Raw genomic sequence first — 13,405 nt, forward strand, 5'->3', positions numbered from 1 at the left:
TCCTTGTTTGTGGTCTTATCACTCTGGTGGCGGGGCGGTGTCGCTATAGTTCAGTTGGTGACGATAAGCGTCGCCTCGGGCGGGTTCGCGACGTCAGGCTTCACCCGTTTTCCCCACGATTCCGGCGACCAGGTGAGGGCTGCCGACAACGGTCACGCACACGGACTTGCCCATTCGTGCATCCGGGGAGAATTCCCGCCCCCGGCAGAACGCGCATCTCTTTCGGTGCGGCGAGGCGGTATCACGGTGCCGGTGCTCGACACGATTCCTGTTGCTCTCATCAGGGGGCGAGCGTGGCGCGCCCACCGCCGGTGCGCGACCATGCGAAGATGACCTCCGCCGATTTCACGCCGCTCCCCGGAAGCCTGCGCGCCGAACTGGCGTCCGCCGAAACCGTCGGACCCGCTGATCCGGCCGAGCGGATCACCGTGACGGTTCTCCTGCGCAGGCGCGCCGATCTCGACCGCGAGCTGGTGACCGGGCCGGAAACCGTTTCCCCGGAAGAACTCACCGCCCGCTACGGCGCGAGCGACGAGGACGTCCGCCAGGCGCGGGAGGCACTGGAATCCGCCGGGCTGACCGTCGAGGAGGTGCACGCGGGCTCCCGCCGGATGACCGTGACCGGTTCCGCCGAGACGCTGGGCACCGCGTTCGGGGCGAGCCTGACGCGGGTGCGCAGCACCGGGCCGTTCGGCGGCGACCCCGTCGAACATCTCGCCCGCTCGGGCGAACTCCGGGTACCTTCGTCGCTTTCGGACGTCATCGTCGCGGTGCTGGGCCTCGACACCCGGCCGCAGGCGCGGGCCCAGTTCCGGCTCCACGACGCTCCCGCGGCGGCCCACGCGTACTCACCGGAGCAACTCGGCACGATCTACGGTTTCCCGTCCGATATGGACGGTACCGGGCAGACGCTCGCGATCATCGAACTCGGCGGCGGGTTCCGGCAGTCCGATGTGGACACTTTCTTCCGTGGCCTGAAGATCCCCTCGCCGACGATCCGCGCGGTCGAGGTCGACGGGGCCAAGAACGCGCCGACGGGCGATCCGTCCTCGGCGGACGGCGAGGTCCTGCTCGACATCGAGGTCGCGGGCGCGCTGGCCCCCAAGGCCACCCAGCTGGTGTACTTCGCGCCGAACACCGACCGGGGCTTCCTCGACGCGGTCTCCACCGCCGTCCACGCGACACCCACCCCGGCCGCCGTCAGCATCAGCTGGGGCCAGTCGGAGGACCAGTGGACGGCGCAGGCCCGCGCCGCGATGGACCAGGTCTTCACCGACGCGGCCGCGCTCGGCGTCACCGTGTGCGTGGCCAGCGGCGACAACGGCAGCGGCGACGGCCAGAACGACGGCAAGGCACACGTGGACTTCCCCGCGGCCAGCCCGCACGCGCTCGCCTGCGGCGGCACCCGCCTCGAAGCCGGGCCCGACGGGAAGATCACCTCGGAAACGGTGTGGAACGAACCCAGCGGAGGCGCGACGGGTGGCGGCGTGAGCGACGCGTTCCCCGTACCGCCGTTCCAGGCCTCCGCCGGGATTCCCGCACGGGCGGGCGGCGGCACCGGCCGGGGTGTGCCCGACGTGGCGGGCAACGCGGATCCCGCCACCGGGTACCAGATCCTGGTGGACGGTAAACGTTCCGTGGTGGGCGGTACCAGTGCGGTGGCACCACTGTGGGCCGCGCTGATCTGCCGCCTCGCGCAGGCCGCGAACCGCGGGTTCGGGCTGATCCACACGCGGCTGTACCAAGGTGTCCAGGCCGGCAAGCCACAGCAGGGATTCCGGGACATCACCAGCGGCGGCAACGGCGCCTACTCGGCCGGTCCGGGGTGGGACGCGTGCACCGGGCTCGGCACACCGGACGCGACCGCGTTACTCCACACGCTCACCGGCAAATAACCCCGGATGGCGCAAACCCGGCTCGACCACGCCACGGCGCTGAAAGTGTCCTTTGTGGACTCGTGGATCCGGCGCGCGACCGATTCCCCCCGAGCGGGAACATAACGGACAGGCTATTAGCCGGCCTTATCGAACACGATGCCGGTCTTCTTGCCGGAAAACGGGAACCTTCTCTAGTTTCTGCCGACAGGACGGTGGACACGAGGGGGGCCAGGTGACCAAGCCTCACCAGGCGCGGCCGGCAGCTGCCGTCCCGCGGGCGGAACCGGGGCCGCTCGGCATCGGCGGCGAAGCGCCCGGCGGCGGGCCATGGAGACGGGGCTGGCGTGCTCTGCGCCGCAGTCCCCGGGTGGTGGTGTCGGCGGCGATCCTGGTCGTGATCGTGGTGCTGTGCCTGCTCGCGCCCCTGTACGCCGACCTCGTCTCCGGCACCGATCCGTTCGTGGCCAACCCGGTCGGCAGCACCGTGCTCGACGACGGGACCACCGTGCCGCTGCTGCAACCGGCGTCACGAGGCGTCGGTGTGCTGCCGATCGGACCGACCTGGCAGGCGCACTTCCTGCTCGGCGCGGACAGTGACGGACGGGACGTCGCCGCCCGGATTCTCCACGGCGGCCGCAACACCCTCGTGATCGGCCTGCTCGCCGGGCTGGTCGCCTGCGCCGGCGGTCTGGTGGTCGGCCTGCTCGCCGGGTACGCCGGTGGCCTCGTCGACGGCGTGCTGTCCAGGGCACTGGACGTCGTGTGGGCGTTCCCGGTGCTGCTCCTGGCGATCTCGATCTCCGCCATCAGCTTCACCTCCGGTATCAGCCTCGGCTTCGTCCGGGTCGGCTCCGGCAGTCTCGCGCTGCCGATCCTGATCATCGGTGTGGTGTACGTGCCTTATGTCGCCAGGCCGGTGCGTGGCGCGGTGCTGTCCGTGCGCGCCGCGGACTACGTCCACGCGGCGACGTCCTACGGCGCCGGGCACGGCCGGATCATCCGCCGGGAGATCCTGCCGAACGTGCTCTCCCGGGTGATCGTGCTGTTCCCGCTGATGGTGGCGACCGCGATGCTGCTGGAATCGGGCCTGTCGTTCCTCGGCATCGGCGTGCGCCCGCCCGCCGCCAGCTGGGGCACGATCATCGAGGACGGCACGCAGCTGCTGCGCAACCGTCCGCTGATGGCGATCGTGCCCGGCGCGCTGCTCGCCCTCACCGTGTGCGTGCTCAACGTGCTCGGGGACGCGATCCGGGACGCCTTCGACCCCAAGGCCGAACTGCGGGCGCGTGCCCGGTGATCGGCTATCTCGTGCGCCGGCTGATCGCCGCGGCCGGTGTGCTGATCGCGGTGAGCGTCCTGGTGTTCCTGATCTTCTTCAAGACACCGGGCGTCGACCCGGCGAAGCAGATCGCCGGCAAACAGGCGTCTCCTCAGGTGATCGCCCAGATCCGGGCCGACTTCGGCCTGGACAAGCCCCTGCCGGTGCAGTACTTCGCCATGATGAAGCGGCTGGTCATCGACCGGGATCTGGTCTCCTACACCGATCGCGGCCCGGTGCTCTCCCGGGTGGCCAAGACGATTCCGGTCACCCTGTCCCTCGTCGGCGGAGCCGCCGTGATCTGGCTGCTGCTCGCGCTCGGCGCGGGCACCCTCGCCGCGGTCTTCCGCGGCCGGGCGCTGGACCCGCTGCTGATGGGCCTCGGCCTGATCGGGATTTCGCTTCCGGTGTACTGGCTCGGCGGCATCGTCAACCTGCTCACCCAGAGCACACTGCACCACAGCCTGTTCGGCTGGCTGCCGGAACTCGGCTACACGCCGATCACGGTGAATCCGGTGAAATGGTTCGAGCAGCTGCTGTTCCCGTGGATCACGCTGGCCATCGGCATGGCCGGGCTGTACGCGCGGGTGCTGCGGGCCGACCTGATCGAGGTCGACGGGTCCGATTTCGTGCTGACCGCGCGGGCGAAGGGACTTTCCGAGTCCCGGGTCCTGCTCCGGCATGTGCTGCGGAACTCGCTCATCCCGTTCGTCAGCCTGTTCGGTCTCGACGTCGGGGCCATGCTCGGCGGGGCCGCGGTGCTCACCGAGCAGGTGTTCGGCCTGCCCGGAGTCGGTAACCTGACCTATCACTCGCTCAGCCGTTTCGACCTGCCGGTGCTGATGGCGGTGACGCTGTACGGGGCGTTCGCCGTGGTGCTCGTGAACCTGCTGGTCGACATCGGCTACGCGGCGCTGGACCCGAGGATCCGAGTGCGATGACAACCTTGGTGGTGGACGGGCTGACCGTGGAGTTCCACGGTCCGAACGGCCCGGTACGGGTGGTCGACGACGTGTCGTTCGAGCTGTCGGCCGGCGAAACCCTCGGCGTCGTCGGCGAATCCGGCTCCGGGAAGTCGATCACCATGCTCGCCGTGCTCGGCCTGATCCGCGACACGCGCGCGATCGTCACCGGCCGGGTGCTGTTCGACGGCCGGGATCTGCTCGCCCTGCCAGGAAACCGGATGCGCGACTATCGCGGCAGCCGGATCGCGATGATCTTCCAGGACCCGATGACCTCGCTGAATCCGGTGTACCGGGTCGGCTGGCAGATCGCCGAGCAAATCCTGCGGCACCAGCGGATCGGCGCGCGAGCGGCACGGCGGCGCGCGGTCGAGCTGCTGGATCTGGTCGGTGTTCCCGGCCCGGAAACCCGCGCCCGCGACTATCCGCACCAGTTCTCCGGGGGCATGCGGCAGCGGGTGATGATCGCGATGGCCCTGTCCTGCGAACCCGACATCCTGATCGCCGACGAGCCGACCACCGCGCTGGACGTCTCGGTGCAGGCCCAGATCCTGCGCATCATCCGGGACCTCAGCGCCCGCACCGGCACCAGCGTCATCCTGATCACGCACGATCTCGGCGTGCTCGCCGGAATCGCGTCGAGGGTGCAGGTGATGTACGCCGGCCGGATCGTGGAGCGGGCACCGACCGCGGAACTGTTCGCCACGCCAAGGCATCCTTACACGATCGGGCTGCTCGGCTCGATTCCCCGGCTGGACGTGCCCCGGCCCGCCCGGCTGCCCTCCATCGAGGGTTTGCCGCCGCCTGCGGCCGAGATCGGGCCGGGCTGCGCGTTCGCGCCGCGCTGCCGCGACGCCGAGGACGTGTGCGTGCGCCACCGGCCGGTGCTGCTGCCGGCGGCCGGGCCGGACCCTCCCGAGCACTTCGACGCCTGTCTGCTGCGGCACGCGCCGCTCCAGGACGGAAAGGGGACGGCCTGATGCCCGAGCCCGAACTCCTGCGCACCACCGACCTGACCAAGTGGTTCCCCGTCCGCCGCGGCCTGCTGGGCGGGCGCGGCAGGCTGCGGGCCGTCGACGGGGTCTCGCTTTCCGTGCGGCGCGGGGAAACGCTCGGCCTCGTCGGGGAATCCGGCTGTGGCAAGTCGACCCTCGGACGCTGCCTCGTCCGGCTGTACCGGCCGGACAGCGGCTCGATCGTCTTCGACGGCGCGGAAATCAGCCAGGCAGGCCGGCGCGGACTGCGCACGGTCCGGCGCTCGGCGCAGCTGATCTTCCAGGATCCCTACGCCAGCCTGAACCCGCGCCGCCGGATCGGCGATTCGGTCGCGGAACCGCTGCGGGTGCACCGGCTGCCCGCGACCCGCGCGGCGGTCGCCGAACTGCTCACCCTGACCGGCCTTTCCGCCGAACTCGCCGACCGGTTCCCGCACGAACTGTCCGGTGGGCAGCGCCAGCGCGCGGTGATCGCGCGGGCGCTGGCGCCGCGGCCCCGGCTTGTCGTCGCGGACGAGCCGGTGTCCGCGCTGGATGTCTCGGTGCAGGCACAGATCCTGAACCTGTTCGACGATCTCAAGGAACGTCTCGGCCTCACCTATGTGTTCATCGCGCACGATCTCGGCGTCGTCCGGCACACCTCCGACCGGGTCGCGGTGATGTACCTCGGCCGGATCGTCGAACGGGCCCCGGTCCGCGAGATCTACGCCGCGCCAAGGCATCCGTACACCGCGGCGCTGCTGACCTCGGTGCCCATCCCCGACCCGGCGGCAGGCGCGCGCTGGCGGGAGACCACGCTGACCGGGGACGTGCCGAGCCCGCTCGACCCGCCGGGCGGCTGCCGGTTCCACCCCCGCTGCCCCCGCGCCACCGACCTGTGCCGCACCACGGAACCGGCACTGAGCAACGAAAACGCGGACCACGACGTCGCCTGTCACCACCCTCTCGAACCGGCGGTACCCGCGGCGCCGGCCGGACCGGAGGCTGCTTCCGATGACTAGCGCCGGCACCGATCAGTCCACACACCCGACCCTGCCCCAGCTCGCCGCGCTGATCGCGATCTCGGCGACCGGTTCGTTCGCCGGAGCCGCGACCGCGCTGGGCTGCACCCAGTCGGCGGTGAGCCAGCGCGTCGCGACGCTGGAACGCGGGCTCGGTGTCGTGCTGGTGCGAAGATCCCGGCAGCAGCGCGGGGTCGCGCTCACCGAGGCCGGCGACACGCTGGTCGCCGCCGCCGACCAGGTCGGCGGGATCCTCTCCGCCGCCGTCAGCCAGGTGGAGACGATCCGCAGGGGCCTGAACGCGACCGTCCGGATCGGCTTGTTCACCAGCGCGAGCGAGCGGGTCATCCCGCCGGCGATGGCGGCGATCCGGCGCCAGCCGGTCGACTACCGGATCGAACTGGTGGAGCTGGACCAGCAGGCGGAGGTGTCGCGCCTGGCCCGCAACGGGGACATCGATCTCGCCTTCGTCGAACTGCCGATCGCGGACCCTTCCCTGCTCAGCGTGGAACTCCTCACGGATCCGTTCGTGCTGCTCGTCCCGGCAGGCGCCGAGCCGGTCTCCCCCGGCCGGCTCACCGGGCTGCCGTTGATCGGCCTGCGCGGCCAGCGGGATCCGCTGGAGGCCTGGGCGGAATCGGTGGGTACCGCACTGAACTGGGTGCTGGAGATGGAGACCAATCACTCCGTCGAGGCGATGGTCGCGGCCGGTCTCGGGTACGGCACCGTGCCCCGGCTCACCCTCGGCGGCCGGACCCCTGGCGTGCGCCGGATCTCCCTCGCCGGTGTCGTCCCGGCCAGAACCATCGGACTCGCCTGGCGGCGCTACCACCCCCGGCTGCCGTTCGTCCGCGGGGTCATCGAGATCGTCCAGCGGGTGTGTGCCCGGCCGGCGGAGGTCCTCCCGCCGGTCGACGTCGAGGAGGTGCCTGCCCGATGAAGCGGAATCGGGCACTGCCCCTGCTCGCGTCGGTGATGCTCCTCTCCACTGCCGCGTGCGCGGTGGACGACACGCTGTCGATGACCTCCGTCGCCCCCGGTGACCGCGGGCATCAGGGCGGGGTGGAAGTGTTGCTGGCCAACGGAAATGTCGGCACCGCCGACCCGATGATCAATTACTCGACCGGATCCTGGGCGCTCTTCACGGCGACCTACGACGGTCTCACCGCGTTCACCAAGTCCGGCCCCGACGTCGGCAAGCACGTCGCCCCGGATCTCGCGACCGAGATCCCGAAACCCACCGACGACGGTCTCAAATGGACATTCACCCTCCGCTCCGGAATCCGGTTCAGTGACGGCCGCGAAGTCCAGCCGAACGACGTCAAGGCGTCCTTCGAGCGGATGTTCAGGGTGCACGGCCCGACGACGTCCTCCCAGTTCAATGTCATCGCGGGCGCGAAGGAATGCCTCGACAAGCCGGAAACCTGTGACCTGTCGGCCGGGATCGCCATCGACGAAGCGACGAGACGGATCACCTTCACCCTGCTCCAGCCCGATCCCGAATTCCCCGAGCAGCTCGGCCAGCCGCTGGCGTCGATCCTGCCCGCGGACACCCCGCCCGCCGACGTCGGCTCGGACGTGTCCAAGCTCCGGGCAACAGGACCGTACTACTGGGCGAGTTACGACCCGACCGATCGCATCACGCTGAAACGCAATCCGTATTTCCGCTCCTGGTCGCCCCTTGCCGCGCCGGAGGGATATCCGGACCAGATCGTGGAGAAGTTCGGTCTCGAACCGACCGATCAGGTCACCGCGGTCATCAACGGCCAGGCCGATTTCGCGACCGACCAGCCACCGCCGGACCGGGTGAACGAGATCAGCGTCGACCATCCGAACCAGCTGCACCTCGACCAGATCGGCCATGTCTGGTACTGGGCGCTGAACACCAGGATTCCCCCGTTCGACAACCTCAAGGCGAGACAGGCGCTGAACTACGCGTTCGATCGCAACTCGGCGGTGCTGCAGGCGGGCGGTCCGGGTCTCGCCACGTCGACTTGCCAGGTGCTGGTGCCGAACATCCCCGGTTATCGGCAGTACTGTCCGTGGACGATCGATCCGGCGCCGAACGGGAACGGACCGTGGCGCGGCCCCGACATGGCGAAGGCGAAACAACTTGTCGCCGAGTCCGGCACCGCGGGCGCCTCGGTGTCGGTGGTGCCGGGGAACAACCGGATGCACATCGCCATGGGCGAATACATGCAGACGCTGTTGACCAGGCTGGGCTATCACGCGACACTCAAACCCATCGACGAAGGCCTGCAGTACCCGTTCGTCCAGAACTCCGGAAACCGGGTCGAAGTCGCCTTGTCCGACTGGTCCCAGGACTATCCGGCGGCGAGCGATTTCCTGAACGTGCTGACCTCGTGCTCCGCGTTCACGCCCAACTCGGACGCGAGCCCGAACATCGGCGGCTTCTGCGATCCGGCCATCGACGAGAAGATGGCGGAGGCGCTGCGGCTCGGCAACACCGATCCGGAGGCGGCGAACGCGCTGTGGGCCCGAGTGGACCGCGAGGTTACCGATCAGGCGCCCTGGGTCTCGATGTACGTGCCGAAGTGGGTCAATTTCGTATCGGCCCGGCTCGGCAACTACCAGTTCAGCGCCCAGTTCGGGTTCTTGCCGGGTGTCGCGTGGCTGCGCTGACCGGAAGCGGCACCGATCCCGAGAATCCCTAGGAGTCCTTGACATGGCGAAACCTGGCGATTCACCGCTCCACGCACCCGAAGCCGCCGAGTTGCGCAGGCGCCTCGGAACACTGCTCACGACGCGCGGGCCGTCCGGCTACGAAGCCGAACCGGTGCGTGCCTGGGTCGAGCTCGCCGCGGAGTTCGCGAAGGTACGCATCGATCCGCTCGGCAGCGGGCACGCGGTGGTGAACCCGGGCGGCACTCCCCGGATCACCCTGATCGGGCACATCGACGAAATAGGGCTCAGTGTCAGTCATATCGACGAGGCGGGCAGGCTTTGGGTGGTCGGCATCGGGTGCTGGGACGCCGCGATCCTTTACGGCCAGCATGTCGCGGTACTCACCGAAAGTGGCAAGGTGCCGGGTGTGATCGGCACGGCGCCGCCGCACCTGAACGACGGAAACTCGTCGCCGAAGATCGAGGGTGCGTGGATCGACATCGGCGCCACCGGCCGGAGCGACGCGGAAGCGGTGATCTCGGTCGGTGACCCGGTGGTACTCGGCGCCGCTCCGGCAGACCTGCGGAACGGCCGGATCGCCGCGCCGGCGCTGGACAACCGGCTCGGCGCGCTGGCCGTCCTGGAAGTGGCACGCGCGGCGGCGGCCGCGTCGGTCACCGCGGAGGTGGTCGCGGTGGCGAGCGTGCGCGAGGAAACCAGCTATCACGGCGCGATGGGCGCGGTGCACGCGATCGAACCGGATTTCGCGCTCGCGGTGGACACCACGTTCGCCAGCGACGTTCCAGTGGCGGGGATCGAGCGCAGGACAGGCGAGCACCGGCTCGGGTCCGGCCCGGTGATCGGGCGCGGTGCCGTCACCGACGAACGTGTCGCGCGCGCCCTGCGCACGCTGGCCGAAGACCTCGAAATCCCTTACACGATCGAAGCCTACGGCGGCGAAAGCGGGTCCGACGCCGACGCGATGGCGGCCGTCGGGGCCGGGATCCGCTGTGGTGTCGTCGCTCTGCCGATCCGGCACATGCACAGTGCCGGCGAGGTGGCCGATCTCGCCGACCTGATCGGCACGATCGACCTCGTCACCGCGTTCTGCCTGGCGGGAGGGGCGGAATGAGCACCAGAGCACGGACGGGAGTGGCCTGCTCGTCCCGCGCCGGCACCGTGACCGGGGTGGCACGACGGAACGAGCCCGGCCGCGTGCTGCTGGACGCCATCTGGTCGGACGACAGCCGGCTGACGCTGTTGCAGCTCGAGGCGCTCTACGCGGTGGCCAACGAAGGCTCCTTCGCGGCCGCCGCGGCGACACTCGGCTGCACCCAGCCCGCGGTGAGCCAGCGGATCGCCTCGATCGAGCGACGGCTCGGCGTCGTGCTGGTACGCCGGGTGTCCGGACAGCGGCAGGTGCGGCTGACCGAGGCCGGCACCACCCTGGTCAACGCCGCCGAACAGGTCCAGGTCATCCTGCGCACCGCGACCCGACAGATCGAGGATCTCCGGGACGGCAAGGAGCCTGCCGTCCGGATCGGCGTGTTCTCCAGTGTCGCCGTGCGGGTGATGCCGCTGGTGCTGGCCGCGATCAACGCGCACCGCGTGCCGTGCCGGGTCAAACTGGTCGAGGTCGATGACGACGTCCGGCTGCAGGAACTGCTGCGGTTCGGGGAAATCGACCTCGCGTTCGTCATCTTCCCCCTGCAGAGCGGCCGGGCGCACGGCCTCGAACTGTTCGACGACCCGTTCATCCTGCTGGCGCCGAGGCGATCGCCGCTGGCGTCGCTGCCCCGGCTACGACCGGTGGACCTGCGCGGCCTGCCCATGGTGTGCCTCACCAGCGAAAAGTACGAGGTCGCCGCCGAGCTTCGCCGGCAGGGCGTCGAGCCGAACTGGGTGTTCGACACCGACAAGATCCACGTCGTCGAACCACTTGTCGCAGCGGACGTCGGCTATTCGATCGTGCCGCAACTGGCTCTGGGCCAGCGGCACCCCGATGTGGTGCGGTTCTCGCTCAGTGAAATCGTCGCGCCGAGGGAGATCGGCATCGCCTGGCCACCGCATCACCCCCGGCTCGGCCCGCTGCTGCGGGTCGCCGACGTGATCCGTGCGGTGTGCGCCAGCCCGGCCGACATCCTGCCGCCGATCGACCAGCCGGGCAGGCTGCCCGCTACCGGCCGATCCGCGTCAACGCACGAAAACCGCACGGACCGCGGCCAGGTCACGATCACCGAGACCGGCGTCCGCGGCGCGGTCGTAGATCTGCTGGAGTGCCGCGAGGAGTAGCTCGGGCAGGCCCGCGGAGGCCGCGGCGGAAGCGGCTGGGGGAACTCGTCGGCTGGACCGCGACCCGGTTGTCGCATCAGCTCGCGAGGATGCGGATGCGAGGCTTCGTCGACCGGGCAGCCGCAGGGCGCGGCCGCCTGATGACGATCTCCCTCACCGACGTGGAACGGCGAACCTACGAATCGGCGCTGCCCGTGCACGCGCGTTCCGTTCGCGCGCACTTCCTCCGGCACTTCGACGCGGCGACCATCGAAAACGGGCTGCCCTTCATCCGTGACGACGACGGTTCCGGGCAATGAACACGAGCGCGGAACAGAAGGGGTGTCGGCACGCCAAGCACCGCAGCGCCCGTGGCGGATCAATCCTCTGTGGACGACGCCGTCCCCCGGCCTTCAGCTTCTCTCGTCCGTGTCGATCCGCTGGGTACCGACGACGGCGAGCAGGTCGAGGGCGTCGGCGCTTTCGGTGCCGAGCGCCGGGGTGAACCAGAGCAGGCGCTGGCGGCCGTCCTCGCTGAACAGGTTGAGGCAGTTGACTTCGATCAGGCCGAGCGTCGGATGGACGAGGCGTTTGCGGTCGTCCCTGCGGAAGGCGACGTCGTGCTCGGCCCAGAGGTCGGCGAACTCGGCCGAGCGCCCCACCAGTTCGTCGATCATCGTGCCGGCCTCGGTGTCCTTGGCGTCGCGGCGAGCCGCGGCGGCGCGCAGGTCGGCGGCGAAGGCGCGGGACTGCGCCGGGTGGTCCTCCTCCGGATACAGGCGCCGGGCTTCGGGCTCGGTGAACCAGCGGTAGACGAAGCTGGCACGCCTGCCGCGGTGACCGGACTGGTCGCCGAGCAGCGCGACGGCGAGCGGGTTCTGGACGAGGGTCACGTGCAGGTCGGTGATGACCTGAGCGGGCGTCGACGTCAGCCGGGTGAGCAGGTCCAGCATGCCGGGGTGGACGTGCGCAGCGGCCCCGGTCCGCACCGGGACGGGGCGATCGGCGAGATGAAAGAGATGGTCGCGCTCGTCGTGGGTGAGCCGCAGGGCGCGCGCGAGCGCGGCGAGCATCTGTTCCGAGGGCTGCGAGCCCGCGCCACGTTCGAGCTCGTTGTAGTAGTCGACCGAAGCACCGGCCAGCTGGGCGACCTCCTCACGGCGCAGCCCGACGACCCGCCGCCGTGGCCCGGCCGCCAGGCCGACGTCCTCGGGGCGGATGCGCTCGCGCCGGGAACGCAGGAAGACACCCAGCTCGACGTACTTGGGGGAAGGCATGCGTCCAGTGTGCGCCCGACCGGGCCACGCGACACAGGGGATGACATCCCCTGGCTGACCGCGACGGGAACGCGCATCGTGGTCGTCATGATCACTACCGACACCACTCCCGCGACCCGACGGGTCGCCATCGTGACCGGCGGCTCCCGCGGCATCGGCCGCGCCGTCTCCGAGAAGCTCGCCGCCGACGGACTGGCCGTGGCCGTGAACTACGCCGGCAACACCGCCGCCGCCGACGCGACGGTCGCCGCGATCACGGCGGCGGGCGGCACAGCCATCGCGGTCAAGGCCGACGTCGCCGACGAGACCGCGGTGGCCGCGCTCTTCGATCGCACCGAAGCCGAGTTCGGCGGCGTCGACGTCGTCGTGAACTCCGCCGGGCGGCTGGCGCTCTCCACGATCGCGGACCTCGATCTCAGCGTGCTCGACGCGGTACACCGCACCAACATCCGCGGCACCTTCGTGGTGGCCCAGCAGGCCGCCCGGCGCCTGCGCCCCGGCGGCTCCTTCGTCGGGTTCTCCACCACGATCGTCGGTACGCAGTTCCCCACCTACGGCGCTTACGCCGCCAGCAAGGCCGCGATCGAGGGCCTCACGCTGATCCTGGCCCGCGAGCTGCGCGGGCGCGACGTCACCGTCAACACCGTCGCACCCGGCCCGACCGCCACCGAGCTGTTCCTGGACGGCAAAACCCCGGAGCAGGTCGACGCGCTCGCGAAAACACCGCCGCTGGAGCGCCTCGGCACCCCCGGGGACATCGCGAACGTCGTCGCCTTCCTGGCCGGCCCGGCCGGCCATTGGGTCAACGGGCAGACGCTGCGCGCGAACGGCGGCATGGCCTGATACCCGGCCGCCGCGCTCCGAACCGACAGGCACGACCCCGGCAAGAGAGGAATCCATCATGCCCTTCGCCAACCTCAAGGTGCCCGCCGGCACGCTGACCGCCGAGTCCAAGAAGAAGCTGCAGGACGCGGTGACGGACGCGGTCGCCGGCCGCTACCGCGCCAGCGCACCAACCACCCCCCCGGTGTTCCTCGGAAAGATAAACCCAAACCGCAGGAGCCCCGGCGGCCCGAACC

General features: G+C 70.3%; 13 protein-coding genes. 12 read left to right on the forward strand and 1 reads right to left on the reverse strand.

Features of this window, described 5'->3' with window-relative positions:
• The first annotated feature begins 329 nt into the window (after positions 1–329).
• The 10 genes from ACFWY9_RS29305 (at position 330) to ACFWY9_RS29350 (ending at position 11,369) form a co-directional block, all read left to right on the forward strand.
• Positions 330–1,895 (forward strand): protease pro-enzyme activation domain-containing protein, encoded by a 1,566-nt coding sequence (locus ACFWY9_RS29305; protein ID WP_378340406.1) that lies wholly within the window; start codon positions 330–332, stop codon positions 1,893–1,895.
• A 214-nt stretch (positions 1,896–2,109) separates the two neighbouring features.
• Positions 2,110–3,174, forward strand: a complete 1,065-nt coding sequence (locus ACFWY9_RS29310) for an ABC transporter permease (RefSeq protein WP_378323761.1) — start codon at positions 2,110–2,112, stop codon at positions 3,172–3,174.
• Positions 3,171–4,136, forward strand: coding sequence for an ABC transporter permease (locus tag ACFWY9_RS29315; protein WP_378323762.1), 966 nt, complete (start codon positions 3,171–3,173; stop codon positions 4,134–4,136). Before ACFWY9_RS29310 ends, ACFWY9_RS29315 begins: the two co-directional genes overlap by 4 nt.
• A complete protein-coding gene (locus tag ACFWY9_RS29320) occupies positions 4,133–5,137 on the forward strand; it encodes an ABC transporter ATP-binding protein (protein WP_378323763.1) in 1,005 nt (334 codons plus the stop codon). The genes ACFWY9_RS29315 and ACFWY9_RS29320 overlap by 4 nt, the downstream gene beginning before the upstream one ends.
• Positions 5,137–6,153 carry an ABC transporter ATP-binding protein gene (locus tag ACFWY9_RS29325; protein ID WP_378323764.1) on the forward strand — a complete coding sequence of 339 codons (1,017 nt, stop codon included), beginning with the start codon at positions 5,137–5,139 and terminating at the stop codon, positions 6,151–6,153. Before ACFWY9_RS29320 ends, ACFWY9_RS29325 begins: the two co-directional genes overlap by 1 nt.
• On the forward strand, positions 6,146–7,093 hold the full coding sequence (locus ACFWY9_RS29330) for a LysR family transcriptional regulator (RefSeq protein ID WP_378323765.1): 948 nt from the start codon (positions 6,146–6,148) through the stop codon (positions 7,091–7,093). Before ACFWY9_RS29325 ends, ACFWY9_RS29330 begins: the two co-directional genes overlap by 8 nt.
• Entirely contained in the window at positions 7,090–8,796 is a 1,707-nt protein-coding gene (locus tag ACFWY9_RS29335) for an ABC transporter substrate-binding protein (RefSeq protein ID WP_378323766.1), read from the forward strand. Before ACFWY9_RS29330 ends, ACFWY9_RS29335 begins: the two co-directional genes overlap by 4 nt.
• A 43-nt stretch (positions 8,797–8,839) precedes the next feature.
• Positions 8,840–9,910, forward strand: a complete 1,071-nt coding sequence (locus ACFWY9_RS29340) for a hypothetical protein (RefSeq protein WP_378323767.1) — start codon at positions 8,840–8,842, stop codon at positions 9,908–9,910.
• Positions 9,907–11,070 (forward strand): LysR family transcriptional regulator, encoded by a 1,164-nt coding sequence (locus tag ACFWY9_RS29345; protein WP_378323768.1) that lies wholly within the window; start codon positions 9,907–9,909, stop codon positions 11,068–11,070. Before ACFWY9_RS29340 ends, ACFWY9_RS29345 begins: the two co-directional genes overlap by 4 nt.
• A 95-nt stretch (positions 11,071–11,165) precedes the next feature.
• Entirely contained in the window at positions 11,166–11,369 is a 204-nt protein-coding gene (locus ACFWY9_RS29350; protein ID WP_378323769.1) for a hypothetical protein, read from the forward strand.
• Between the two features lie 93 nt (positions 11,370–11,462).
• On the opposite strand, the gene ACFWY9_RS29355 is transcribed toward ACFWY9_RS29350, so the two are convergent.
• Positions 11,463–12,326 carry a helix-turn-helix transcriptional regulator gene (locus ACFWY9_RS29355; RefSeq protein WP_378323770.1) on the reverse strand — a complete coding sequence of 288 codons (864 nt, stop codon included), beginning with the start codon at positions 12,324–12,326 and terminating at the stop codon, positions 11,463–11,465.
• Between the two features lie 87 nt (positions 12,327–12,413).
• On the opposite strand from ACFWY9_RS29355, the gene ACFWY9_RS29360 reads away from it, so the two are divergent.
• Together ACFWY9_RS29360 and ACFWY9_RS29365 are read left to right on the forward strand one after the other, a co-directional pair.
• Complete coding sequence (locus ACFWY9_RS29360; protein ID WP_378323771.1) at positions 12,414–13,169, forward strand: SDR family oxidoreductase; 756 nt, start codon at positions 12,414–12,416, stop codon at positions 13,167–13,169.
• A gap of 58 nt (positions 13,170–13,227) precedes the next feature.
• A partial coding sequence (locus tag ACFWY9_RS29365) for a tautomerase family protein (RefSeq protein ID WP_378340411.1) occupies positions 13,228–13,405 on the forward strand: 178 nt, incomplete at its 3' end.

The organism is Amycolatopsis sp. NPDC059027, from assembly GCF_042739735.1.
Lineage (GTDB): Bacteria > Actinomycetota > Actinomycetes > Mycobacteriales > Pseudonocardiaceae > Amycolatopsis.